The following is a 22,642-nucleotide window of genomic DNA, read 5'->3' as shown; positions in this document are numbered from 1 at the left end:
GAGAAGCGCAAGGAGCAGCGGACCTCCGCGATCGCCAAGGTGCTGCACCGCAAGATCCGCGCCGCGGTCGACCCGACCACCGCGGACATCGCCGTGGCCGTCTACGACCTCGACGAGATCGCGGTCCGCCTCGCCGACGGCGCCGACTACGACGGCCTGACCGCGCTCATCGCGGCCGACCTGGCCCCGGCCCGCCTCGCCGCCATGACCGGGAGCACGCCGCCCCCGCCCGCCGTGGCCGCGCCCCCGCCCGCCGTTGCCCCGGAGCCGGACCTGCTGCCGATCATCGACACGCAGGAGCAGCAGGCGCTGCCCGGACCCCGGCTCAGCTACGAAGAGGCGGAGCGCCGGGCGGCCCGGGAGGCGGTGGCCCGGGCGACCGAGGCCGCCGCCGAGCCGGAGCTCGGGCCGGTCGTCGCGTCCTCGCCGCTGGGCGGGCTGCGCGCCGACCTCGAGGGCATCCTCCCGGCCGCGCCCGCGCCGCGCCGCCCGCGCAGCCGGACCGCGCCGGTGACCCACGAGGCCGCCGACGTGCTCGAGATCGCCGAGGAGCCGACGCTCACCCCGCCGACGGTGGTGCGGGAGGGGTCGCTGCGCAACCAGGTGTACCAGGTGCTGCACGACAGCGTCCCGGCCAACGACCGCCGCGACGTGGTGGCCCTGACGACCATGGTGGGCGACCTGCTCGACCTCGACGACGTCGAGCGGCTGACCGCCTCCAACTACGTGCGGACCTGGAAGAGCGAGGTCGACGCGGGCCGCCGCACCGCCGTGAACGGCCGCCACCTCCAGGGAATTCTGCCCACCAAGTAAGACCCGTCCCTCCGCTGCCGATCTTGGTAGCGGAGAGGCGGGGGGCGCCGCATAGCACGGTTGCTCGTGGTGGACGACGAGCCCGACGTCCGCGACCTGATCGTCAAGCGGCTGATCGCCGACGGCCACGACGTCCTCGCCGCCGAGGACGGGGCCGCGGCGCTCGCCGCGGTGGCCCGCCACGGGCTGCCCGAGGCCGCGATCCTCGACGTCGACCTGCCGGGCCTGGACGGCATCGAGCTGCTCCAGCGGCTGCGGGCGGACGCGGTACGGATGGCGCGGATCGCAGAAGAGGACGTCGGTGTCGGCCGATGAATGCGCGGTTATTCGTTGCCAAGGGGAGCTGAACTGGATACCGGCCGGCCGCCAATCTTCGGGCAGCTCGCCCCGGGTCTGGCCGACGCGGACGGTCAACGCCATCTGCTGCCCGCGCCGAGCGGAGTGGCTGCGCTGGATGCAGCGAACGATGGCCGCGTGACGTAGACGGAACCCTCTATGTCGCTGCTTGAGACTCTCGTAGGAAACTCGGGCGAATGGCGTGCCACTGCGTTATGCCCCGGCCGGCGGCCTACCGAGCGTGGCCATAACCCAGCCGGACCGTATCGCGGCTCGCGTCCACTCGCGGTTTACCGTGTTGCGGTGGCCAGTGCCGCGCGGATGGCGTCCTCGCCGGCCGGCTGGCCCTTCTCGTTCGAGTACGGCCCGTACGGGGTCCCCCATACCGGCGTGCCCGTCGCCTGCCGCCAGCTGTCGGCCAGTGGTCCGGCGTCCAGCACGCTGTACCCGATGGATTCGATGAATGCGGTCACCGCCGCCTTCGCCGGCGCGGAGTCCCCGGCGATCGGCAGGTACGAGCGGTCGGCCGCCCCCGCTGGGCGGGCGAGTGACAGCAGGTGCTTGAAGAAGATGTTGTTGAACGCTTTCACGACCGTGGCGTCCGGGATGTACCGCAGCAGCAGCTCGCTTGAGGTGAGCGACTTGTTGTCGAGCTCGGAGATGTGCCCGTCACGCTCGGGGCCGTAGTTGCATGTGTCGATGATCGTTTTCCCGGCAAGCGGCGCGGCGGGCAGGTTGGGGAAGGCATTGACCGGCACCGTGATCACGACGATGTCACCGGCCGCTGCGGCTTCCCCGCTGGTCGCCGCAGACGCCCGTGGCCCCAGTTCCGCGACCGTGTCTGCGAGCGTTTCGGGACCGCGTGAGTTGCTGAGCACGACCTGATGCCCGGCCTCGACAGCGAGCCTCGCGATGGTGCTGCCGATGGCGCCGCTGCCGATGAATCCCACAGTGGTCATATTCTGAACCGTCCTCCTTGTCATGTGCCGGACTCGTGGCGATTCGGGTCCTTGCGGTCAGTCGGCGGGGAAGTAGTGGCCGTTGTCCAGATCGGCGAGCAGGCGGGGCTGAGCGGGTTCCCAGCCGAGGGTCCGGCGGGTGACGAGGTTGGACGCCGGGTAGCTCTGCGTGACGATGTTCGCGAGGAACCCGAAGTATCCCGGCAGCACCAGTTCGTCCACGGGAACGCTCACGGCGGGCAGGCCCAGACGGCTGCCGATGGCCTCGGCGATCTCGCGGAACGGGATGCCCCCGTCGTCGACCGCGTGCCAGTATCTGCCGGCCGGGCCCTTCTCCAGCGCCAGGCGGAACACGGAGGCGACATCGCGGATGTGCACGGCATTCCACAGGTTCGCGCCGTCTCCGGGGTAGCCGATGAAGCCCTTCTCCTTCGCGAGCGCGATCAGCGTCGGGAGGAAGCCGGCACGATCGGTCGTGCTGTGCGCGATGTTGGCGAACCGCACGATCGAAGACCGCACGCCCTGCTCGGCGAGGCCGATTACGGTGGTCTCCACGACGTTACGAGCCCGTAGGGTGCCCTTGTGCTCATCGCCGCTGGGAAGGGCCGGGTCCTCCTCGGTGGCCATCCGGCCCAGGAATCCCTGCCCGGGCGAGCCGATGCTCCCCGCCGCGACCAGCGGCTTTCCGGTTCCCGCCAATGCCTCACCGTAGGCGAGCATGATTGGGACCTCCGCGACGGCCACGGCGTGGATTCCGCCGGAGAAAAGCAGGTCCTGTCGGTGCGCGACGTGGATGACGCCGTCGGAGTCCGCGGCCGCCTCCTTGAGCCCGTCGAGATCCTCGAGCTCGCCGCGGCGTACCTTCGCGCCGAGCGCGGACAGCGCCGCCGCGGCCGTGTCTGACCGGGCCAGGCCGGTGACCTCGTGCCCGGCGGCGATGAGCTCGGGGACGATGTACGAACCGGAATGGCCGGTCCCGCCAGTGACGAAGACGCGCATGCTGCTGTTCCTTATAAGTGAGGAGGTGGCGCGAGAAGTGGTGGTGCGGGTGTGCTCAGCTGAGATTGCTGACGCCGAGGGCGAAGTTGAAGTCCCCCACGCCGTGGCGGGCCAGGCTGATCATCAGCAGACCCGTCCCTTCCAGCCAGTGCGCCGTCTCCAGGCCTCCGGCGTCCAGGGGCTCCGTTCGCCGGCTGCTCGGCGCCGGGGGCTCAGCCGGTAAATTCGTTGACGCCGAGGGCGAAGTCTCCGTGGCCAACCCCGTTGCCGGCGAGGCCCACCGTGACCAGGCCCATTCCTTCCAGCCAGTGCGCCATTTTCAGGCCGCCGACGTCCAGAGGGCGCAGCCCGAGGCTTTCGATGAATGCCGCCACGCCCGCCTTGGCCTGCGCATTGTCGCCAGCGATGAAGACGTTTGGCCGGCCCTTCTCCAGGACATTACGGAAAATGGTGTTGAATGCCTTCACCACGCTGGCGCTGGCCGGGGCCACCTTGGCGACTTCCTGCGCGATCGAGGTCTCCTCGCTGTGGGCCAGTCCGTCGAACGAGGCGTTGAAGGGGTTGCTGATGTCGACGATGACCTTGCCCGCGAGGGCGTCTCCGTACTCGGCGACGACCGGAACGACACCGTCGTACAACAGGGCCGTGATGACGATGTCCCCGGCCGGGACGGCGCCCCACTTGCCCGTCGTCGAGCCGCCGCCCAGAGCCTTGGCCAGCCAATCGGCCTTGGACTGATCGCGTCCCATGACCTCGACGGTGTTACCGCCCGCCACCGCGAGCGTGCCGATGGCACGGGCCATGTTCCCCGTACCGATGAGGGTGATGCTGCCCATGAGGTGTGCTCTCTTCCTGTTCTCGAGGTGTCGCTCTGTCTCGTTCGTGCCGGGTCAGGCGCAGGGCGTCGGCCGCGACGTTTCCGGGCCGACTGCCGCGCCTTTCCCGGCACCTCCGGCTCGTCTTCCGCCGGTAGGTTGGGATGCGTGAACCTGCCGCCATCCCAAAAGAGGGGGTCAAGTCAAGGACATGGGACCAGGGCATCCCGTGACCGTTACCCTCCCTCGGTGTGCAGTTCCCAGGGCGGCATGCCGACGAGAGGCGCGAGGTGACCCTGCATTTCGACGGCGGACGGCAGCGGGCGCCAAAATATGGCATTCCTGGTGTGGTTCAGATGGCGGTGGTGCCGCCGTCGGTGACCAGTTCCAGGCCGTTGACGTAGCTGGAGTCGTCGGAGGCGAGGAACAGGGCGACGGTGGCGATTTCTTCGGGGCGGCCCATCTTTCCGCGGGGGATGAGGGACTCGAATGCGTCCCTGGTTGCCTCGTCGAACAGTTCTTCCTGTTTGGCGGTGGCGACCTGGCCGGGGGTCAGGACGTTGACCCGGATCTTGCGGTCGCGCAGTTCGTTGAGCCAGACACGGGCCCAGGCCTGCTGGACGGCTTTGCTTCCCGCGTAGAGACTCCAGCCAGGAAAGGCGCCGAGGGAGGCGTTGGATCCGGTCATGAAGATCGAGCCGTTGTCGTTGATCAGCGGCAGGGCCTTCTGCACGGTGAACAGGGTGCCGCGCGCGTTGAGCCAGAAGGCGCGGTGGAACTGTTCCTCAGTGATCTCGCCGAGGACGGCGGGTTCGCCCATCCCGGCACTGGCCCACAGCACGTCGATCGAGCCCTTTTCCCGCTTGACGGTGTCGTACAAGCGGTCCAGGTCGTCCAGTTCGGCCGCGTCACCCTGGACGGCGGTGACGTTGCGGCCGATCAACTTGACGGCGTCGTCCAGTGCTTCCTGCCGCCGGGCCTGGATGAAGACATGCGCTCCTTCCTCGACGAACAGTTGGGCGCCGGCCAGTGCCATGCCGGTGGACCCGCCGGTGATCACCGCTACCTTGCCATCGAGCTTTCCCACGATCACTCCGTTGAATTGATGAGTATCCAAAACAGTTCGGTTCTTATGCACAAGACTGTGTATAAGACGTATTCGACGGCTGGTCGGAGCGCCGTTGTTGACGGTTGTGTCGTCGATGCCGTCGAATGACGCGGCGGGCCTGGCTCAATTCATCATGTGCCCGTGCCGGTTCCGGGCCCCGCTACCAAGTCCGAGGGCGAATTCTTATACCGAATTCGCTCCGGCCCCATCAGGTACCTATTAAGAGTGCCATTGGCCTGAATGGGTGTCCAAGACCTCTTTCAGCGGTTGCGATACCCTGGAGGCATCGCCGGACCGGGAGGCTCCATGGATCTGGACCTGCGCAAGTTGCGCTACTTCGTCGCCGTCGCCGAGAAGCTGCACTTCGGCCGCGCCGCCGATGAGCTGCACATCGCGCAGCCAGTGCTCAGCCGGCAGATCCGCGCCCTGGAACAGGATCTCGGCACCCCCCTGCTGACAAGGGACAGCCACGGCGTGATGCTGACCGACGCCGGCAGGCAGTTGCTGACCGACGCCGGCCCGCTGCTGGCCACCGCGCACGCGGTCCGCCACCGGGTGACCGTGGCCGCACGCGGCAGCCAGCGGCTGACGGTCGGCTTCCGAGCGGGCATCGTGGTCACCCCAGCGGTACGGCAGTTCGCCACCCAGCACCCGAACGTGATCGTGGACGTGCAGCGGATCGAATGGGACGACCAGGCCGCGATGCTGCTCGACGGCCGCATCGACATCGCCTACGTGCGCCTGCCCATCGACGAGACCGGCCTGCGCGTCACCCCGCTGTACACCGAACCTCGTGTGGCAGTGCTGCCCGCCGGCCACCGATTGGCCGGCAAGGAGCACATCACCGAGGCCGACCTGGCCGGCGAGCCGCTGGTCTGGCACATGGACACGAACACGCAGCCCACCAGGCGCCCGCACCCTAACGCCGGATACCTGGTACGCGGGGTGGACGAGACACTCGAACATGTCGCGGCCGGCCGGGGCATCTCGTTCCTGGCCCGTTCGGCAACCGTGTTCTACTCACATCCGGAAGTCAGCTATGTCCCCATCCCGGATCTGGCGCCCGACCAGGTGTGCCTCGCGGTGGCGGCGTCGCGCACCTCGCCGGTGGTCGACGACTTCTTCACCGCGGCTCAGGCGGCGGCCGAGATAACCGCAGAATGTGGGAACTATGAAATGTGGCAGCTTGGAAGCGGCGCCGTTGCACAGCACGGCTGATTAATTCAGCGAGGCAACTTTACCCGTTGATCTCGATCTCATCGAGAATGCGGCGAATCGGCACGGATGATGTGATCTGTCGAGGGCCGACGAGACATCCCGAGGCAGTATCGGCCGACCGACAGAGCGGGTGTCGCAACCCGGTCGGCTGGGCAAACACGCCAACCAGGGACGCGACCACATCGCGCCGGCCATTACAACGGGCATGGCGATACCGAGCCGGCCAGCGCAGATTCGCCACCAACACCGGATCGGGTGTACCGACGCGGCGAAACAGCCGGCCCACTTCGGCGCAGGCCCGTGCCGTCGCGTCGAACGCCTCCGCGTCGGCCTGCTGGATCTGATCGTCAGGACGGACGTCGATCACGACACCCGAGCCGTCAGCCTGCCGAGCGAAGAAGTCCGGCACATGACGACGCGTTCGATCCTCGTGTCGCCACGACAACCAAAACGGTTGCGACGCGAAGGCCACCACATCGACCTGGAAGTCCAACAGACGGGCGGCGGCTCCCGCTTCACGTTCACGCTGCCGCCCGCGTCCGAGCACGCCCGCGCGCGCCCGGCCGTGACGGGCATCGCACAGTAAAGCGAACGTTCATTCTTGACGAGCGGGCGGCGGCAGTACACCCTGAGGAAAATAGCGAACGAACGTTCCTTTTGGGAGATGGTCATGCGGAAGGTCGCCGGCGTCGTCCTGCTGCTCACGGCACTGCTCAGCCTCATCATGGTGGCGTTCGCGTGGCCCGCGACCCGGGCCGGCGTGCACGACATCCCGCTCGCGGTCGCCGGCCCGGCCCCCGCCACCGCCCAGCTCGTCCAGCAGCTCGAGGCCCGGCGGCCGGGCGCGTTCGACGTGCGGACCGTCGCCGACACAGCCGCGGCCGAGCGGCTGATCCGCGACCGCGAGGTGTACGGCGCGATCGACCTCACCAGCGGCAAGCCCCAGCTCATCGTCGCCTCCGCGGCGAGCCCGGCCGTCGCCCAGGCGCTCCAGCAGGTCGCCCAGGGCCTGAGCGCGACCCCTGGCGAGGCGGCCGTGCGCGACCTCGTGCCGCTGCCGGTCGACGACCCCCGCGGGGCCGGGCTGGCGGCCGGGGCGCTGCCGCTGGTCCTCGGCGGCATCGCCGCCGCGGGCCTGCTCACCAGCCTCATCGTGGGCACCGGGCGCCGGGTTGCGGGCGCGCTCGCCTTCTCCGTGACGGGCGGGTTCGCGCTCGTGGCGATCCTGCAGTACTGGCTGGGCTCCCTCGACGGCGACTACTGGGTCAACAGCGGTGTCGTCGCGCTGTCCATCGCCGCCACGGCGCTGACCATCCTGGGCCTCGAGGCGCTGCTCGGCACGGCCGGGCTCGCGCTCGGCGCGGCGACCATGATGCTGCTGGGCAACCCGCTCTCGGGCCTGACCAGCGCGCCGGAGATGCTGCCGTCGGGCTGGGGGGCGCTCGGGCAGTACCTGCCGCCGGGCGCGGCCGGGTCGCTGCTGCGCAGCACCGCCTTCTTCGACGGCGCCGGCGCCGGGCCGCACGTGCTCGTGCTCGTCGTGTGGGCGGTCGCGGGCCTGGCCCTGGCCGGGATCGCCGCGCTGCGCAAGGGTCGCCGGCCCGCCGTCGAGGCGGCCGAGCCCGAGCTCGTGGCGGTCTGATCGGTTCACAGGTGGCTCCAAAGATTCGGACGGCCCCGTGCCAGGCAGCCCCGCGATGGTTACTCGTGAGCGGCTCCTAGCAGCGGGGCCGCCGGATTCAGGGAGCCACGTCATGAGCAGCCAGACCACCGACCCGCAGCCGCCCGCCGCCGCCCCGGTCTGGGCGGATGCGGCCCGGCCCCAGGCCGCCGCCGGACTCGCGCCGGCGGCGGCCCCGGCGCCCCCGGCGAAGTCCTCGAAGGTCAAGATGATCGTCGTCGGCGTCGTCGCGGCCCTTGTCATCGGCGGCGGCGGGTTCGCCGTCATCAAGGCCGCGAGCGGCGACTCCTCGTCGACGACGACGCAGGCCGGGCCCGGGGGCGCCAACGGCCAGGGCGGCCAGGGTGGCCCGGGCGGCCGGGGCGGCGGCTTCGGCGGCGGGGCGGGCGGCCTCTCCGGCGCGCTCTACGGGGACTTCACGGCCTCCGACGGCAATGGTGGGTACACCACGAAACGCCTCCAGAGCGGAACGGTCACCGAGATCAGCACCACCTCGATCACCGCCAAGAGCGCCGACGGGCACGCGACGACGTTCGTCATCGGCTCGGCCACGACCGTCGACAACGGCAACGACCAGGTCGCCGACGTCAAGGCCGGCGACACCGTGACCGTCGTCGGCACCGTCGACGGCACGACCGTCACCGCCACCACGATCACCGATACGGCCCTGGAGCAGGCCAACGGCGGCGGCATGCCCAACGGCGGCAACCCGGGCGGGACCAACTAGATGGTGATCTGAGCCGCAGTAGGGCTCCAGCGCTGGCGCCGGACACTTTGTTGTACGAACATAACTATTATGGTCGTACAATCACGTGGCCGGCGCCTGCTCATCCTCGGCATCTGCTGCCTGAGCCTGCTCATCGTCGGCCTCGACAACACCATCGTGAACATCGCGGTGCCGGCGATCGGGCGGGACCTGGACGCGCCGCTGTCGGGCCTGCAGTGGGCGATCGACGCGTACACGCTCGTCCTGGCCAGCCTCCTGATCCTGGGCGGGTCGACCGCCGACCGCCTCGGCCGCCGCCGCGTCTTCCAGACCGGCCTGGTGGTCTTCTCGATCGGCTCGCTGCTGTGCGGGCTCGCCCCGACGCTGGGCTGGCTGATCGCGTTCCGCGTGGTGCAGGCGATCGGCGGCTCGATGCTCAACCCCGTCGCCATGTCGATCATCACAAACGTGTTCACCGACCGCCGCGAGCGCGCCCGCGCCATCGGCGTGTGGGCCGGCGTCGTCGGCATCAGCATGGCGCTCGGCCCGGTAGTGGGCGGCCTGCTCGTCCAGACCGTCGGCTGGCGCACGATCTTCTGGATCAACGTGCCGATCGGCATCGCCGCGATCGTCCTCAGCGCCCTGTTCGTGCCCGAGTCGCGGGCCCCGCGCCCGCGCCGCGTCGACGTGCCCGGTCAGGTCATCGTGCTGGTCCTGCTGGCCAGCGCCACCTTCGCCATCATCGAGCACCAGCCGCTGGTCGGCCTGGTCGCCCTGCTGGCGCTGGTGGCCCTCCTGCTGGTCGAGCCGCGCCGCCCCGAGCCGCTGGTCGACATCACGCTCTTCCGCAGCCCCCCGTTCGCCGGCGCCACCGCGATCGCCGTCGCCGCGTTCGGGGCGCTGGCCGGTTTCCTGCTGCTCAACACGCTGTACCTGCAGGACGTCCGCGGCCTGTCCCCGCTGCGCGCGGGCCTGCTCACCCTGCCGATCGCCGCGATCACGGTGGTCCTCGGCCCCCTCTCGGGCCGGCTGGTCGGCTCCCGCGGCCCGCGCCCGTCACTGCTGGTCGGCGGCGCGGGCATCCTGGCCAGCGGGGTCCTGCTCAGCGGGCTCACGGCGGACACCCCGCTGCCGTGGATTCTGGCCGCGTACGTCGCCTTCGGCATCGGCTTCGCCATGGTCAACCCGCCGATCACCGTCACCGCCGTCTCGGGCCTGCCGGTGGCCCAGGCCGGAGTGGCCGCGGCGTTCGCCTCGACCAGCCGCCAGTTCGGCTCGGTCCTGGGCATCGCGATCCTGGGCGCCGTGGTCACCGCGGGCCTGCACGGCCGAACGATGTCGGCCGGCTTCAGCCCGGCCAGCCACACGGGATGGTGGATCATCGCCGGGTGCGGCGCCGCGATCCTCGTCGTCGGTACGCTCACGACCGGTACCTGGGCGAAACGCCGACAACCCGATGCGGAGCTCGTCGATGTCTGAAGCGGATGCCGAACGCGCCGGCACGGTCTGGCGCGCGATGCTGGCCCTCGTCCACGAGCGCCACGACCGGCGCAAGGAGGTCTGCGAGGCGCTGGACCTGAGTTTCGTGCGGATCAAGGCCCTGCGCCGCCTGGCGGGTTCGCCGCTGACCATGCGCGAACTGGCCGCGCGGCTGCAGACGGATGCGCCGTACACCACACTGGTCGTGGACGATCTGGAGCGGCGGGGGCTCGTGCGCCGGGAGCCGCACCCGTCGGACCGCCGGGCGAAACTGGTGACGACGACGGACCTGGGCCGCAGCGAGGCCGCACGGGCCGAGGCGATCCTGACCCAGCCGCCGCCGCAGATGCTGGCCCTGTCACCGGCGGAGCTGGACGACTTGGCGCGCCTGGTCGCGAAGCTGGACTCCTGATGCCCGCGGCACGTGTTGCTATGTAGTCATCAAAGCAACATGTCACGCTCGATTCACCCGCCGACGGCGGCGCCAGGCCGGGGACGGCACGCTCCCCCGAACGGCCTGACCTGCGGGCCGTTCGCGCGCCGTTCACGTGCGGTTCGCCGCCGTGGCCGACGCTGCGCTCGTGCGCACGAAAACCCTCTTCATCGCCGCGGTGCTCGCCGCGGCGCCGCTGGTCGCGCTCGGGCCGGCGGCCCAGGCGGCCGACGGGCCGGCCGTCCGCATCAACGAGGTCGAGTCCAGCGGCGGCACGCCGGGCGACTGGGTCGAACTGGTCAACACCGGCACCGCGCCCGTGGACCTGTCCGGCTGGGTCGTCAGGGACAACGACGACACCCACGTCTACACGATCGCCGCGGGCACCACGCTGGGCGCGGGCGCCTTCCTGCCGGTGGACGTGGAGAGCGCCTTCGGGCTCGGGGCGGCCGACTCCGCGCGGCTGTACCTCCCGGACGGCGCGACCCTCGTCGACTCCTACTCGTGGACCGCGCACGCGGCCACCACCTACGGCCGCTGCCCCGACGGCACCGGCGAGTTCCGGGCCACCACGTCCTCGACGCGCGGCGCGGCCAACGACTGCCGTGAGCCGGGCGCGGCGACCGTGCGCATCAACGAGGTCGAGTCCAACGGCGGCACCCCCGGCGACTGGATCGAGCTGACGAACACCGGCGCGGGCGTGGTGGACCTGTCCGGCTGGGTACTCAAGGACAACGACGACACCCACGTCTTCACCATCGCGGCCGGCACGACGCTGGCCGGGGGCGGGTTCGTGGCGCTGGACGTCGACCCGGTGTTCGGCCTCGGCGGCGCCGACTCCGCGCGGCTGTTCACCGCGGGCGGCGCACTTGTCGACTCGTACTCCTGGACGGCGCACGCGGCCACGACGTACGGCCGCTGCCCGGATGGCACCGGCGACTTCGCCACCACGACCGCCGCCACGAAGGGCACGGCCAACGCGTGCCCGGGCCAGACGCCGGCGCTGCCCTGGCCGGGCGGCTCCGCGGTGACGACGGCCGACGCCGCCAACGTGCTCGGCGGCAACATCTCCGGGCTCTTCTATGACCGGGGAGCGCTCTGGGCCGTCAAGAACGGGCCCGGCACGTTGTACCGCCTGAGCTGGGACGGCACCCAATGGAGCCCGGCGGCCACGTACACGCTGCACTACCCGGGCGGCACCGGTGACCCCGATGCCGAGGGCGTGACGCTCGCGAACGGCGCGATCTACCTCTCCACCGAGCGCGACAACGCCAACAGCGGCGTCAGCCGGCCCGCCGTCGAGCGCTTCGACCCGGCCACCGGGGCGATCACCAGCGAGTGGAACCTGACCGCGGACCTGCCGCCGGTCGCCGCGAACAGCGGACTGGAGGGCATCACCTTCGTCCCGGACTCGTACCTGACCGCGAAGGGCTTCCGCGACGAGCACACGGGCGCGGCGTACGACCCGGCGACCTACCCGAACCACGGCGGCGGCCTGTTCCTCGTCGGGCTCGAGGCGAACGGCTCCATCTACGCGTACGCGCTGTCCGGCGACGGCTCGTACACCCGCGTCGCCACCATCGCGAGCGGCTTCGTGAGCGTGATGGACCTGCAGTACGAGCCGGAGACCGGCCCGATCTGGGCGGCCTGCGACGACACCTGCGGCGGCCGCACCGCCACCCTCGACGTCGACACCTCGGGCAAGCTCGCGGTGACGAAGGTGTACGAGCGCCCGGCCGGCATGCCGAACTACAACAACGAGGGCTTCGCGGTCGCGCCGCAGTCGGAGTGCGTGGCCGGCCAGAAGCGCGTCTGGTGGTCCGACGACACCAACGACGAGGGCCACGCGCTGCGCGCCGGCACCATCGCCTGCACGGTGCCCGACCCCGACGCGGACGACGACGGCGTGTACGACGCGGTCGACCCGCACCCGGGCACGGCCGGCGACGACTTCACCGGCGGCCGCATCCTCGACCGGGCCGGCCGGACGGTCACCGTCGAGCCGGGCCTGACCTTCACCGTCGGCGCGGGCGCGGCCCCGCTGCAGGTGCACTTCGACGGCCGCGCGGCGACGATCGCCCTGGGCGCGGGCGTCTACTCCGTGGGCGCCGACCGCGTCGCGACACTGTCGGGCGAGCCGGCGGTCGTGACCGTGGCGGTGAAGTCCCAGCCGATCCTGCTCACGGTCGCGGCCGGGGGCTCGGTCACCTACGACGACGCGCTGACCGGCATCGCCTCCACGGGCCCGGTCCAGGTCCGCGCGGCGAGCCAGCCCGCGGGGGCGTGCGCCGGGATCGCGGTGCAGAACGTCGTCGTCGGCGGCACGGGCAACGAGCGCCTGGCCGGCACGGGCGGCAACGACCTCATCCTGGGCCGCGGCGGCAACGACGTGGTCGAGGGCAACGGCGGCACCGACTGCATCACGACCGGCCCGGGCAACGACACCATCACCACGGCCGACGGCAACGACTGGATCGACGCGGGCGGCGGCAACAACGTGGTGAACGCGGGCGGCGGCGACAACACCGTCCACACGGAGTCGGGCAACGACACCATCGCGACGGGCGCGGGCAACGACACGGTCGACGCGGGCAACGGCAACAACAACGTCTCGACCGGCGCCGGCGCCGACGCGGTGACCGCGGGCAGCGGCAACGACACCCTGGACTGCGGCGCGGGCACCGACGCCGCCCACCCGGGCCGCGGCAACAACACCAACTCCGGCGCGCGCTGCGAGTCCTTCACGGGCTGAGCCGCGCACGCCCTACACAGAGGAACGGCCTCCGCCGCCCGGCGGGGGCCGTTTCATTTCGAAACTGAGCGAGACGCGAGGCGCTGTTCGTTGGCGACGGCCAGATACCGCCCGTCCGGCAGCGGCTTCGGCGTCACCGGATCGGCGAAGTCGGGCCGCTCGGCCGCCAGGGAGAGCGCCGCCGCCACCCGGGCATCCGGCCAGCCCAGGGCCCCGGCCAGCGCATCGGGAGCACACGGCCCACCGGCGTGGACCAGGGCCGCGATCACGGTGAGCATGTCGTCGGCGACCGCCGGGTCGTAGTCGGCGCTCATGTCCTGGCTGAGCGAGTCGAAGAACCGCCCCATCCGCTCCAGCCGCATCCCGGCGGGGGAGTCCGCCCCGTGGAGCGCGGCCCCCTCGCGCGCCGCCGCGCCCCACTTCGCGTGCGCCTGGGCGCTGGTCATCCAGGTGCGCAGCCAGACGTCGTCGTCGATGACGTACCGCTCCCGCCGGCCCTCCGCCCGCTCCCGTCGCACGATGTCGAGCGACTCCAGGTAGGCGACGGACTTCGACACCGAGGCCGGGCTCACGTGCAGGCGCTGGACGAGCTCGGCGGCGGTCAGCGCGCCCGCGTCGGTGGTGACGATCGCCAGCAGCACCCGCGCCGCCATCCGCGGCAGCCCCGTCTCCACCATGAGCGAGGCGAAGCGCTGCTCGAAGTCGCCGTCCCGCGGGCGCTCGGGCGCGGCCGGCAGGCGCCCCCGGCGGCGCAGCGTCGACTGGTGGGCCTGCTCCGCGCGGTAGCCGCCGGTGCGCAGGTTCCGGGCCACCTCGCGGGAGACCGTCGACGTGGGGCGGCCCAGGCGCCGCGCGATCTCCGCGTAGTCGAGCCCGTCGGTAAGCCCGGCCGCGATCCGCTCGCGGTCCTCCCGTGTCAGTCGCGCCCCCGGCATGGCCCCATCGTTGCATTAGACCCGAACCCATTGCAATCCTATGCAATTCCTGGCAGCCGGATGCAACGTTCGATTGACCAGAGACGAGCGAGATTTCTACGTTCGCAAATATGGAAACCATCGAGGTCGAAGAGCTGCGGATGCGGTACGGCGGCGAGCAGGACGTCCTGCAGGGCGTCACCTTCCAGGGGCGCCGCGGGGAGGTCCTCGCGCTCCTCGGGCCCAACGGGGCCGGCAAGAGCACCACCATCGAGATCCTCGAGGGCTTCCGGACGCGGACCGGCGGGCGGGCGACAGTGCTCGACGCCGACCCCGCGCGCGGCGACGAGCGGTGGCGGGCCCGCGTCGGGATCGTGCTCCAGTCGTGGCGCGACCACGCGAAGTGGCGGGTCCGGGAGCTGCTCGCCCACCAGGCGCGGTACTACGCCGCCCGCGCCTGGGACCCCGACGAGCTCCTCGCCGCCGTCGGCCTCGGCGACCAGGCCCGGCAGCGCATCGCCACCCTCTCCGGCGGGCAGCGCCGCCGGCTCGACCTGGCGCTCGGGCTCGTCGGCCGGCCCGAGGTGCTGTTCCTCGACGAGCCGACCGCCGGCCTCGACCCGCACGCCCGGCGCGAGTTCCACGACCTCGTGCGGCAGGTCACCGCCGAGCACGGCAGCACGGTACTGCTCACGACGCACGATCTGGACGAGGCCGAGCGCCTCGCCGCGCACATCGTGATCCTCGACGCCGGCCGGGTGATCGCCGACGGGACGGCCGCCGAGCTGGCCGGCCCCGACGAGGTGCGCTGGCGCATCGACGGCCGGCCGTACGCCGAGACGACCCCCGACCCGACCCGCTTCGCGTTCGAGCTGTTCGGCCGCTTCGGGGAGGCGGTGCAGGACCTGGAGATCCGCCGGTCCTCGCTCGAGACCACCTACCTCGGGCTGGTGCGGCGGTGAACGCGCTGCGCCTGGGCTGGGCGCGCGGCCGCATCGAGCTGCGCCAGTCCCTGACCAACCCCGCCGACCTGTTCAACCACTGCTTCTGGCCCGCGCTGATGCTTGTCACGCTGTACTTTCTGCGCCACCGTACGTTCGGCGGCGCGAGCGTCCCGCTGGGCGCCCTGGTCCTGCCCTCGATCCTCGGCATGAACGCGTCGATGGCCATGGTGACCATGAGCCAGCAGCTGACCGCCGACCGCGAGGACGGCACCCTGCTGCGGGCCCGGGCGACCCCGGGCGGCGTGCGGGCGTACCTCGTCGGCAAGGTCCTCGCCGTCGCGCTCGGCCTGCTCGTGGACCTCGCGATCTTCCTGGGGCCGGCGCTGCTGATCATCCCGCCGGCCCGGACCCCGGACGCGGCGACCGTCGCCTGGGTGCTCGCCCTGGGCCTGCTCGCCACCCTGCCGATCGGGGCCGTGCTCGGCGCGCTGTTCCCGACCGTGCGCGGCCAGGGCCTGCTGACGCTGCCGGTGCTCGCGGTCATCGGCATCTCGGGCATCTTCTACCCGATCACCGCGCTGCCCGGCTGGGTGCAGGGGATCGCGCAGGCCTTCCCGGTGTACTGGCTCGGCCTCGGCATGCGCTCGGCCCTGCTCCCGGCCGACGCGGTGGCGGTCGAGATCGGCGGCTCCTGGCGGCCCCTGGAGACCGCCGCGGTGCTCGCCGTCTGGGCGCTGGCCGGGCTGGCCCTGGCCCCGCTCGTCCTACGCGAACGCCTCGCCCTGCACCACCGACCGCAGCCGGGCGGCGGCGGCCGGGGCCAGGGTCGGTAGCGACAGCGGCAGCTCCTTCCCGCGGTCCAGGGCGGTGAGCTGGGCCGCGGGCGGGTCGTCGAGCAGCGCCACGATCGGGGCGGCCGACTCCGCGACCGGGCGCGCCGCCAGTCGCGACAGCACCCCGAGCGCGGCCCGGGCCAGCGGACCCAGCGGCGTGCGGTCCCCGCTGCGGGTGAAGCCGGGGTGGTACAGCACGTAGCGCGCCTTGCCGGTGTAGCCGGCGCCGAGCAGGTCGTTGAGCCGGCCCGCCTGCATCTGGGCCCGCACCATCGAGTACCCCGCGCGCAGCTGCAGGTCGTCCCACGCGATCTCGCCCTTGGTCACGCCGACCCCGGCGACGTTCACGATGACCGGCCGCGGGGCCGCCTCCAGCAGCGGGCGCAGGCCCTCGCCGAGCCGGTGGCGGGCCAGGAAGTAGAGCGCGAAGGTGTACTCGAGGCCCTCCGGCGTCTCCCGCCGGCGCGGGCTGAGCCGGTTGGCGCACAGGACCAGCGCGTCGAGGGCCGTCAGCCGGCCGGTCAGCTCGGCGACCACGTCGCGGACGGCCGCCGCCGAGCTCAGGTCGGCCTGGAGGAAGGCGATGCCGGACGGCAGCGTGCGGCCCTTGGCGGCGCTGCTGCCGATGACGTACACGCTGTCGCCGCGCTCGTGCCGGGCGAGCGCGGTCGCCCGGCCCATCCCGTCGGTCCCGCCGGCGATCACCACTGTTCTGGGGCTCATGCCTCGATCTCAGTACGCTGGCGGCAGGCGCGTAAGGAGGCACTTTGATGTTGGATACGCACACGCGTGTGCCCGTCGCCGAGTACGACGGCTGCCCGGTGACCGCGGTCGTGCGCCGCATCGGCGACCGCTGGACGCTGCTGGTGCTCTCGCTGCTGGCCCGGCGGGCCTACCGGTTCAACGAGCTGCACCGGGCGATCGAGGGGATCAGCCAGCGGATGCTCACCCGCACCCTGCGCACGCTGGAGGGCGACGGGCTGGTCGAGCGCACGGTGTTCCCGACCGTGCCGCCGTCGGTGGAGTACGCCCTCACGCCGAAGGGCGCCGCGCTCATGTCCGCGCTGGCGCCCCTGACCGACTTCGCCGTGCGTCAATGGTGCCCGCCTGAGGTCGCGGGGTAGGGCGGGCACTACCCCGAAGACTCCGCTCAGCAGGCTGGGACGGCCGCGGCCGATTCCATAGCGTCGGGTCTATGACGACGACCGTCCTGACGCAGGCCGCGGACACCCGGCGAACCAGGATGACGTGGCCTACGGTACTCGCGCTGCACCTGCTCCCGGCCGCCGCGACCTTCGCCGCCGCGCTCGCGCTCGGGCCGCTCGTGCGGGCCTGGCACCTGCCGCCGCAGTTCGCGCTCACCCTGGCCTTCGCGTTCGTGCTGACCCCGATCGAGCTCGGCCTGCTGCTGCGCGCGGCCGGCTGGTCCTGGCGCGGGCTGCCCGGCATCCTGGCGTTCCGGCGCAAGCTCCCGCTGCGGCTGTACCTCACGATCCTGCCCTGCGTGACCGCGATGGCCGTCGGCCTCGTCGTCCTGCTCGCACCCCTGGAGCAGCGGATCCTCGACCGGTACCCGGCCTCCTGGCTCCTGCCGCCGGACTCCGACGCGTTCCCGGTCTCGACCATGGTCGGCACGCTGCTGTTCACCCTCGCGGTCGACGGGCTGTTCAACCCCGCGGTGGAGGAGCTGTACTTCCGGGCCTACCTGCTGCCCCGCCTGCCCGTGCGTGGCGCCCTCGCGGTCGTCACCTCGGCCGGGCTGTTCGCGCTGCAGCACTACTGGCAGCCGGAGAAGTTCGTCTTCGTGTTCGTCGCCCAGCTGCTGCTCATCGCGATCATGCTGCGGGTACGCAGCGTGCGGATCAGCATCGCCGCGCACTGCCTGACCAACAGCCTGGCGATCCTGCTCGCCCTGGGCGCGGTGCTGTCCTAGAGGGCGAACTCCTCGGGCATGGGCGCCTCCACGGTGACCCGCTCGCCGCGGTGGTCGAAGGACAGGCGCCAGGAGTGCAGGTACGTGCGGCCGGCCGGGCTCTTCTCGAAGAGCGGGTCGCCCACGATCGGGTGGCCGACCCAGGCCAGGTGCACGCGGATCTGATGGCGGCGGCCGGTGTGCGGGTACGCCTCCAGCAGCGCGCGCTCGCCGGTCTGGGTGCGCACCGCGAACGTGGTCGTCGAGGGGTACGTCGGGACGGTGTCGAACACCGCCGACGCCGGCACGGTCCAGGTGTCATCCTTGAGCACGATGCTCTCCCGTGGCGCCGCGATCCGGACCCGGTTCTTGCGGCCGACGCTCAGCGGCAGGTCGATGCGGCCCGTGGCCGGCAGCCCGCCCGGGGCCGTGACCGCCAGGTACGCCTTCTCCACCGTGCGCTTGTTGAACTGCCGCGTGAGCCCGCCGTGCACGGCCAGGTCCTTCGCGAACAGGATCACGCCCGAGGTGACCTTGTCGATGCGGTGCGCCGGGAACAGCTGCTCGCCCGCGTCGGCCGCCATCCGCACCAGGTCGGACTCGTGCCGCTCGCCCATTACGGAGACCCCGACCGGCTTGTCCAGCACCAGGATCGCGTCGTCCTCCAGGATCACGCGCTCACGAAACTCCGCCCACATCGTCTTAATCTCGCACGCTGCGACGAAGGGGCTCACATGGACCTGACCGAACTCGAGCCGCACCGGCGGGAGCTGGAGCTGCACTGCTACCGGATGCTCGGCTCCTTCCACGAGGCCGAGGATCTGGTGCAGGAGACGTTCCTGCGTGCCTGGAAGGGCTGGGACGCGTTCCAGGGCCGCTCGTCGGTGCGTGCGTGGCTGTACCGCATCGCCACCAACGCCTGCCTCGACGTGCTCAAGAGCGCCCAGCGGCGGATTCTGCCCATGGACCTCGGCCCGCCGTCCAGCCCCGGCGTCGACCTCCCTCCGCGCGCCGAGGTGGCCTGGCTGGAGCCGCTGCCCGACCGGGTGCTCGACGCCGACCCCGAGACCCGCGCGGTCGCCCGGGAGACGGTGGAGCTGGCGTTCCTGGCCGCCCTGCAGCACCTGCCGCCGCGGCAGCGGGCCGTGCTCGTCGCGCGGGACGTGCTCGGCTGGTCGGCGGCCGAGACCGCGCAGCTGCTCGACGTCACGGCCCCGGCGGTCAACAGTGCCCTGCAGCGGGCCCGGGCCACCCTGCGGGAGCGGCTGCCGGAGCGCGGCGAGGACTGGACGCCCGAGCGCGGCCCCGACCCGGACGAGCAGGAGGTGCTACGGCGGTACGTCGAGGCCTTCCAGCGCGCCGACGTGCAGGGCATGGCGAGGCTGCTCGCGGACGAGGCGCGCGCCGTGATGCCGCCGCTGCCGATGTGGTACCTCGGCCGCGACGCCATCGCCGCCACGCTGCTGAGCAGCGTCCCGCCCGGCTCGCCGTTCCACGTCGGGCGCATCCGCGCCGAACTCACGCGGGCCAACCGCGACCCGGCGATGGTCGTGTACCACACGCCGCCGGGCGAGTCCGGGGAGCGCCCGTTCGCCGTCGGCGTCGTGCGGGTCGAGGGCGGCCTGATCCGGGAGCTGACCGCGTTCCACGATCCCCGGGTCTTCACCGAGTTCGTGGCCCGAAACACCTACGGGTAGGGGAAACCCCCCTGTGGATCGGCGGGCTGGCACCGCTGATTCCGCGACCGCCGGACGGCACGGTAGATGGCATGGAGTCGATGGCCGGTTGGGCGTACCTCGTGATCTTCGTGCTGCTGGTGCTGGATTGTGTGATTCCGGCGGTACCGGCGGAGACGAGCGTGATCGCGGGCGGGGCGCTCGCCGCGAACGGGCACCTGCACGTGGCCGCCGTGCTGCTGGCCTCGGTCACCGCGGTGTTCATCGGCGACGTGGTCGTACACGAGGTCGCGCGGCGCGGCGGGCGGCGCCTGGTGGAGCGGTTCCTGCGCAACGAGCGCTACTGGAAGGCCGTCGGATGGGTGGCGCGGCTGCTCGAGCGGCACGGCGGCGCGATCGTCGCCGGCGGCCGGTTCGTGCCGCTCGGGCGCACCACCGTCGCGCTGGTCAGCGGGTATGCGCAGTTCCCGCGGCACCGGCTGCTGCCCGCGCTCGGCGTCGGCGCGCTGCTGTGGAGCATCTACGTGGTCGGCCTGGGCTACCTGGGCGGCAACGTGTTCACCGACAACCCGTTCGCGGCCGCCGGGCTGGGCATCGCACTGTCGTTCGTCCTGACCGGTGTGACGACGGTGGCACGGCGGCTGCGTTTGCGGGCCCGCAGGGCCGGGCAACCAGTAATCAGCAAGGCGTGACCGAAAACGTGGAAGGGACCGACAATGAGTTTCACGGACAAGGTCGAGCACAAGGCCGAAGAGCTCAAGGGTGCCGCCAAGGAGAAGTACGGCGACGCCACGGACAACGAGCGGCTGCAGGCCGAGGGCGCCGCTGAGCGCGCCGCCGCGAAGGCCAAGCAGGCCGGTGACCACGTGAAGGACGCCGGGCACGACGTGGCCGACACGTTCGACCGCTGATCACTCACCGCTCAACCACCGCGACGGAGTTCGGGCCGCCCCTCACCGGGGCGGCCCGCCCGCGTTTCAGGGTTTCTCGTCCGGTCCGAGCGCGGCGCAGGTCAGGATCAGCACCCCCACGGCGACGTCGTTGGCGGTGGACGCCGACCAGCCGTACTGCAGCACCAGCGGCGCCACGAGCAACCAGCCGGCCAGGCCGCCGATGATCGGCGTGAAGCCGGCCGCGTGGGGGTTGAGCAGCCGGATGATTGTCGTGACGGCCAGGGCGATGCCGGTGACCGCGTCGCTCCAGAAGGCGTCGTAGCGACCGGCCCCGATGTAGCCGAACGGCACCGCCGACACCACGAGCCACACCGCGGCGAGGAAGACGATGGTCAGCGGCAGGTTCCGCGCGCCGCGACCGGCGGGCCGCTCGGGCTCGACCGGTTCCAGGCGGATGTGCGCCGGCGTCGTGAAGTCCTGGTCCGAGATGAAGCTGCTCATGGCGGCCAGCCTTCGGGCCACCCGGATGAGCGGGGCTCACCCCGCGGGAGGGCTTTCGTTCCAGGACCGGTCGAGCTCGGTGACGCAGTAGGTGCCCTTCGGGCCGCTGAACTCCCCGTCGCCGCCGCGCCGCGTCGCGACGAGCTTCGCCGCGCCGTTCTCGACCCGGTACACGGCCGCCGAGGCGCCCTTGCCCTTCCAGCTCAGCTTCACGTTGTCGCCGTCGGACCCGCTCGACAGGGCGGGCGCGGCCGGGGCGTTGTTCGGCAGCCACTTCATCACCGGCGGCAGCGCGGGCGTGGCGTAGAAGTCGCCGGAGTACTTGGCGACCGAGCCGAGCGTGTCGGCCCGCAGGTTCTTGGCGCTGAAGTGGACGCTGCCGGTGACCTGGGCGTACTTGCGGTTGAGGGCGAGCTGGCGGTCGAGCTCGGCCGGGTCCGACCACGGGCCGGCCTGCCCGACGCGGTAGTCGGCCTGCCCGATGTACAACTGCACCCTCGTGTCTTTGACGACATTGACCCACCAGGGCACGAGCTTGGCGTAGTCGGCGACGTCGAAGCCGATGTTCCAGTACAGCTGCGGGACGATGTAGTCCAGCCACTGCTGCTGCACCCAGAGCCGGGTGTCGGCGTAGACGTCGTCGTAGCTCTGCAGGCCGCGGGTCGGCGAGCCGGCGGGGTCGGTGCCGTCGTTGCGCCAGATGCCGAACGGGCTGATGCCGAACTTCACCCACGGCTTGAGCTGCTTGATCCGCTCGCTCATCTCCTTGACGAGCGTGTTCACGTTGTCGCGGCGCCAGTCGGCCTTGCTCTTGCCGCCGCCGTACTGCTGGTAGGCCGCGTCGTCCGGGTAGTCCTGCTTGGCCACCGGGTACTGGTAGAAGAAGTCGTCGAAGTGCACGCCGTCGACGTCGTACTTCTTGACCGCCTCCAGCATCGAGTCCTCGACGAACCGCCGCGCCTCGGGGATGCCCGGGTTGAAGTGCAGGCGGCTGCCGGTGGTGCCGGCCGACGGGTAGACCACCGCCCACTCCGGGTGCTTGCGCAGCGGGTGGTCGGGGGCGAGCTTGTTGATGTCCGAGCCGGCCCCGGAGGGGGCTGGCTGGCTGCCGCGGTACGGGTTGAACCAGGCGTGGAACTCGAGGTTGCGCCGGTGCGTCTCGTCGATCATCCACTGCATGAGGTCGAAGCCGGGGCCCTGGCCGCGCACCCCGGTGATCCACTCCGACCAGGGCGCGAAGTCGGACGGCCACAGCGCGTCACCGCTGGGCCGCACGTGCACGAAGACCGCGTTGAGGTTGCGCTGCTGGGCCAGGTCGAGCCAGCCGAGGTACTCCTGCTTGATCTGGTCCACGGGGAGCCCGGGCCGGCTGGGCCAGTCGATGTTCTCGACGGTGGTGATCCACACCCCGCGCAGCTCCCGGGGCGCGCTCAGCGCGGCGCCGCCGCAGCGGGCCGCGCGCGGGTCGGTGGCCCGGTCCGCCCGGTCGGCGTTGCGGTCGATGCGGTCCGTGGCGGGCGAGTCGGACGACGTGTTGATGGCGTCGTCCCAGACCATGCGGGCCAGCCCGACGCCGCCCAGCAGGACCAGCACGAGGCCGACGACGAGCGGCAGCACCGAGGTGGCGGCGGGCCGGCGGTGATGCACCGGCCCAGTCTGCCGGTGGGACC

The 22,642-nt window shown here is 71.7% G+C and carries 25 protein-coding genes and 1 pseudogene; 16 read left to right on the top strand and 10 right to left on the bottom strand.

Annotated features, from left to right (window positions below):
- Both AB0B76_RS15215 and AB0B76_RS15210 read left to right on the top strand, forming a co-directional pair.
- Nucleotides 1-813: pseudogene (locus AB0B76_RS15215) on the top strand (hypothetical protein); the annotation flags it as partial.
- Nucleotides 814-882: 69 nt separating this feature from the next.
- Nucleotides 883-1,128: a response regulator gene (locus tag AB0B76_RS15210; protein ID WP_360374878.1), complete on the top strand. Its 246-nt coding sequence runs from the start codon at nucleotides 883-885 to the stop codon at nucleotides 1,126-1,128.
- A gap of 311 nt (nucleotides 1,129-1,439) precedes the next feature.
- Here the strand turns inward: AB0B76_RS15210 and AB0B76_RS15205 are convergent, their stop codons facing one another.
- The 4 genes from AB0B76_RS15205 to AB0B76_RS15190 all read right to left on the bottom strand — a co-directional run bounded on the left by AB0B76_RS15205 (nucleotide 1,440) and on the right by AB0B76_RS15190 (nucleotide 5,009).
- Nucleotides 1,440-2,108, bottom strand: a complete 669-nt coding sequence (locus AB0B76_RS15205; protein WP_360374911.1) for an NAD(P)-binding domain-containing protein — start codon at nucleotides 2,106-2,108, stop codon at nucleotides 1,440-1,442.
- 57 nt (nucleotides 2,109-2,165) lie between these two features.
- On the bottom strand, nucleotides 2,166-3,107 hold the full coding sequence (locus AB0B76_RS15200; RefSeq protein ID WP_360374876.1) for an SDR family oxidoreductase: 942 nt from the start codon (nucleotides 3,105-3,107) through the stop codon (nucleotides 2,166-2,168).
- A gap of 212 nt (nucleotides 3,108-3,319) precedes the next feature.
- Complete coding sequence (locus tag AB0B76_RS15195) at nucleotides 3,320-3,943, bottom strand: NAD(P)-binding domain-containing protein (RefSeq protein ID WP_360374874.1); 624 nt, start codon at nucleotides 3,941-3,943, stop codon at nucleotides 3,320-3,322.
- Between the two features lie 331 nt (nucleotides 3,944-4,274).
- On the bottom strand, nucleotides 4,275-5,009 hold the full coding sequence (locus AB0B76_RS15190) for an SDR family oxidoreductase (RefSeq protein WP_360374872.1): 735 nt from the start codon (nucleotides 5,007-5,009) through the stop codon (nucleotides 4,275-4,277).
- Between the two features lie 327 nt (nucleotides 5,010-5,336).
- Here AB0B76_RS15190 and AB0B76_RS15185 point away from each other — a divergent pair, with 327 nt between their 5' ends.
- A complete protein-coding gene (locus AB0B76_RS15185; RefSeq protein ID WP_360374870.1) occupies nucleotides 5,337-6,248 on the top strand; it encodes a LysR substrate-binding domain-containing protein in 912 nt (303 codons plus the stop codon).
- 19 nt (nucleotides 6,249-6,267) lie between these two features.
- Here AB0B76_RS15185 and AB0B76_RS15180 read toward each other — a convergent pair whose 3' ends face one another.
- On the bottom strand, nucleotides 6,268-6,720 hold the full coding sequence (locus AB0B76_RS15180; protein WP_360374909.1) for a TnsA-like heteromeric transposase endonuclease subunit: 453 nt from the start codon (nucleotides 6,718-6,720) through the stop codon (nucleotides 6,268-6,270).
- Between AB0B76_RS15180 and AB0B76_RS15175 the strand changes: the two genes are divergently transcribed.
- From AB0B76_RS15175 to AB0B76_RS15150, 6 genes are all read left to right on the top strand, one after another.
- Nucleotides 6,658-6,834 carry a hypothetical protein gene (locus AB0B76_RS15175; RefSeq protein ID WP_360374917.1) on the top strand — a complete coding sequence of 59 codons (177 nt, stop codon included), beginning with the start codon at nucleotides 6,658-6,660 and terminating at the stop codon, nucleotides 6,832-6,834. The genes AB0B76_RS15180 and AB0B76_RS15175 overlap by 63 nt on opposite strands.
- Nucleotides 6,835-6,918: 84 nt before the next feature.
- Nucleotides 6,919-7,890 (top strand): hypothetical protein, encoded by a 972-nt coding sequence (locus AB0B76_RS15170; protein ID WP_360374868.1) that lies wholly within the window; start codon nucleotides 6,919-6,921, stop codon nucleotides 7,888-7,890.
- A gap of 112 nt (nucleotides 7,891-8,002) precedes the next feature.
- Entirely contained in the window at nucleotides 8,003-8,656 is a 654-nt protein-coding gene (locus tag AB0B76_RS15165) for a hypothetical protein (protein WP_360374866.1), read from the top strand.
- A 69-nt stretch (nucleotides 8,657-8,725) separates the two neighbouring features.
- Complete coding sequence (locus AB0B76_RS15160) at nucleotides 8,726-10,114, top strand: MFS transporter (RefSeq protein WP_360374864.1); 1,389 nt, start codon at nucleotides 8,726-8,728, stop codon at nucleotides 10,112-10,114.
- Nucleotides 10,107-10,526 (top strand): MarR family transcriptional regulator, encoded by a 420-nt coding sequence (locus AB0B76_RS15155; RefSeq protein WP_360374862.1) that lies wholly within the window; start codon nucleotides 10,107-10,109, stop codon nucleotides 10,524-10,526. The genes AB0B76_RS15160 and AB0B76_RS15155 overlap by 8 nt, the downstream gene beginning before the upstream one ends.
- A gap of 169 nt (nucleotides 10,527-10,695) precedes the next feature.
- On the top strand, nucleotides 10,696-13,299 hold the full coding sequence (locus AB0B76_RS15150) for a lamin tail domain-containing protein (protein ID WP_360374860.1): 2,604 nt from the start codon (nucleotides 10,696-10,698) through the stop codon (nucleotides 13,297-13,299).
- Between the two features lie 53 nt (nucleotides 13,300-13,352).
- Here the strand turns inward: AB0B76_RS15150 and AB0B76_RS15145 are convergent, their stop codons facing one another.
- The gene (locus AB0B76_RS15145; RefSeq protein WP_360374858.1) at nucleotides 13,353-14,234 is read right to left on the bottom strand and encodes a MarR family transcriptional regulator; all 882 of its coding nucleotides are present in this window, start codon (nucleotides 14,232-14,234) and stop codon (nucleotides 13,353-13,355) included.
- A gap of 110 nt (nucleotides 14,235-14,344) precedes the next feature.
- Between AB0B76_RS15145 and AB0B76_RS15140 the strand changes: the two genes are divergently transcribed.
- A complete protein-coding gene (locus AB0B76_RS15140) occupies nucleotides 14,345-15,175 on the top strand; it encodes an ABC transporter ATP-binding protein (RefSeq protein ID WP_360374856.1) in 831 nt (276 codons plus the stop codon).
- The gene (locus AB0B76_RS15135; RefSeq protein ID WP_360374854.1) at nucleotides 15,172-15,990 is read left to right on the top strand and encodes an ABC transporter permease; all 819 of its coding nucleotides are present in this window, start codon (nucleotides 15,172-15,174) and stop codon (nucleotides 15,988-15,990) included. Before AB0B76_RS15140 ends, AB0B76_RS15135 begins: the two co-directional genes overlap by 4 nt.
- Here AB0B76_RS15135 and AB0B76_RS15130 read toward each other — a convergent pair.
- Complete coding sequence (locus tag AB0B76_RS15130) at nucleotides 15,922-16,713, bottom strand: SDR family NAD(P)-dependent oxidoreductase (protein ID WP_360374852.1); 792 nt, start codon at nucleotides 16,711-16,713, stop codon at nucleotides 15,922-15,924. The two genes, AB0B76_RS15135 and AB0B76_RS15130, sit on opposite strands and share 69 nt — an antisense overlap.
- Before the next feature lie 47 nt (nucleotides 16,714-16,760).
- On the opposite strand from AB0B76_RS15130, the gene AB0B76_RS15125 reads away from it, so the two are divergent.
- Together AB0B76_RS15125 and AB0B76_RS15120 are read left to right on the top strand one after the other, a co-directional pair.
- Complete coding sequence (locus AB0B76_RS15125; RefSeq protein WP_360374850.1) at nucleotides 16,761-17,114, top strand: helix-turn-helix domain-containing protein; 354 nt, start codon at nucleotides 16,761-16,763, stop codon at nucleotides 17,112-17,114.
- Nucleotides 17,115-17,185: 71 nt separating this feature from the next.
- Complete coding sequence (locus AB0B76_RS15120; RefSeq protein WP_360374848.1) at nucleotides 17,186-17,923, top strand: CPBP family intramembrane glutamic endopeptidase; 738 nt, start codon at nucleotides 17,186-17,188, stop codon at nucleotides 17,921-17,923.
- Here AB0B76_RS15120 and AB0B76_RS15115 read toward each other — a convergent pair.
- Nucleotides 17,920-18,576 carry an RluA family pseudouridine synthase gene (locus AB0B76_RS15115; protein WP_360374846.1) on the bottom strand — a complete coding sequence of 219 codons (657 nt, stop codon included), beginning with the start codon at nucleotides 18,574-18,576 and terminating at the stop codon, nucleotides 17,920-17,922. The two genes, AB0B76_RS15120 and AB0B76_RS15115, sit on opposite strands and share 4 nt — an antisense overlap.
- A 60-nt stretch (nucleotides 18,577-18,636) precedes the next feature.
- Between AB0B76_RS15115 and AB0B76_RS15110 the strand changes: the two genes are divergently transcribed.
- The 3 genes from AB0B76_RS15110 (at nucleotide 18,637) to AB0B76_RS15100 (ending at nucleotide 20,489) form a co-directional block, all read left to right on the top strand.
- On the top strand, nucleotides 18,637-19,599 hold the full coding sequence (locus AB0B76_RS15110) for a sigma-70 family RNA polymerase sigma factor (RefSeq protein WP_360374844.1): 963 nt from the start codon (nucleotides 18,637-18,639) through the stop codon (nucleotides 19,597-19,599).
- Nucleotides 19,600-19,670: 71 nt separating this feature from the next.
- Nucleotides 19,671-20,270 carry a DedA family protein gene (locus AB0B76_RS15105; RefSeq protein WP_360374842.1) on the top strand — a complete coding sequence of 200 codons (600 nt, stop codon included), beginning with the start codon at nucleotides 19,671-19,673 and terminating at the stop codon, nucleotides 20,268-20,270.
- Nucleotides 20,271-20,294: 24 nt separating this feature from the next.
- Complete coding sequence (locus tag AB0B76_RS15100; protein ID WP_360374840.1) at nucleotides 20,295-20,489, top strand: CsbD family protein; 195 nt, start codon at nucleotides 20,295-20,297, stop codon at nucleotides 20,487-20,489.
- Nucleotides 20,490-20,555: 66 nt separating this feature from the next.
- On the opposite strand, the gene AB0B76_RS15095 is transcribed toward AB0B76_RS15100, so the two are convergent.
- Nucleotides 20,556-20,972, bottom strand: coding sequence for a hypothetical protein (locus AB0B76_RS15095; protein WP_360374838.1), 417 nt, complete (start codon nucleotides 20,970-20,972; stop codon nucleotides 20,556-20,558).
- Nucleotides 20,973-21,008: 36 nt separating this feature from the next.
- Nucleotides 21,009-22,619: a family 10 glycosylhydrolase gene (locus tag AB0B76_RS15090; protein WP_360374836.1), complete on the bottom strand. Its 1,611-nt coding sequence runs from the start codon at nucleotides 22,617-22,619 to the stop codon at nucleotides 21,009-21,011.
- Between the last annotated feature and the right edge of the window lie 23 nt (nucleotides 22,620-22,642).

It is taken from the genome of Dactylosporangium sp. NPDC049140 (assembly GCF_040648435.1).
The sequence above is the reverse complement of the archived record's forward strand: the minus strand, read 5'-3'. Positions and strand labels throughout refer to the sequence as shown.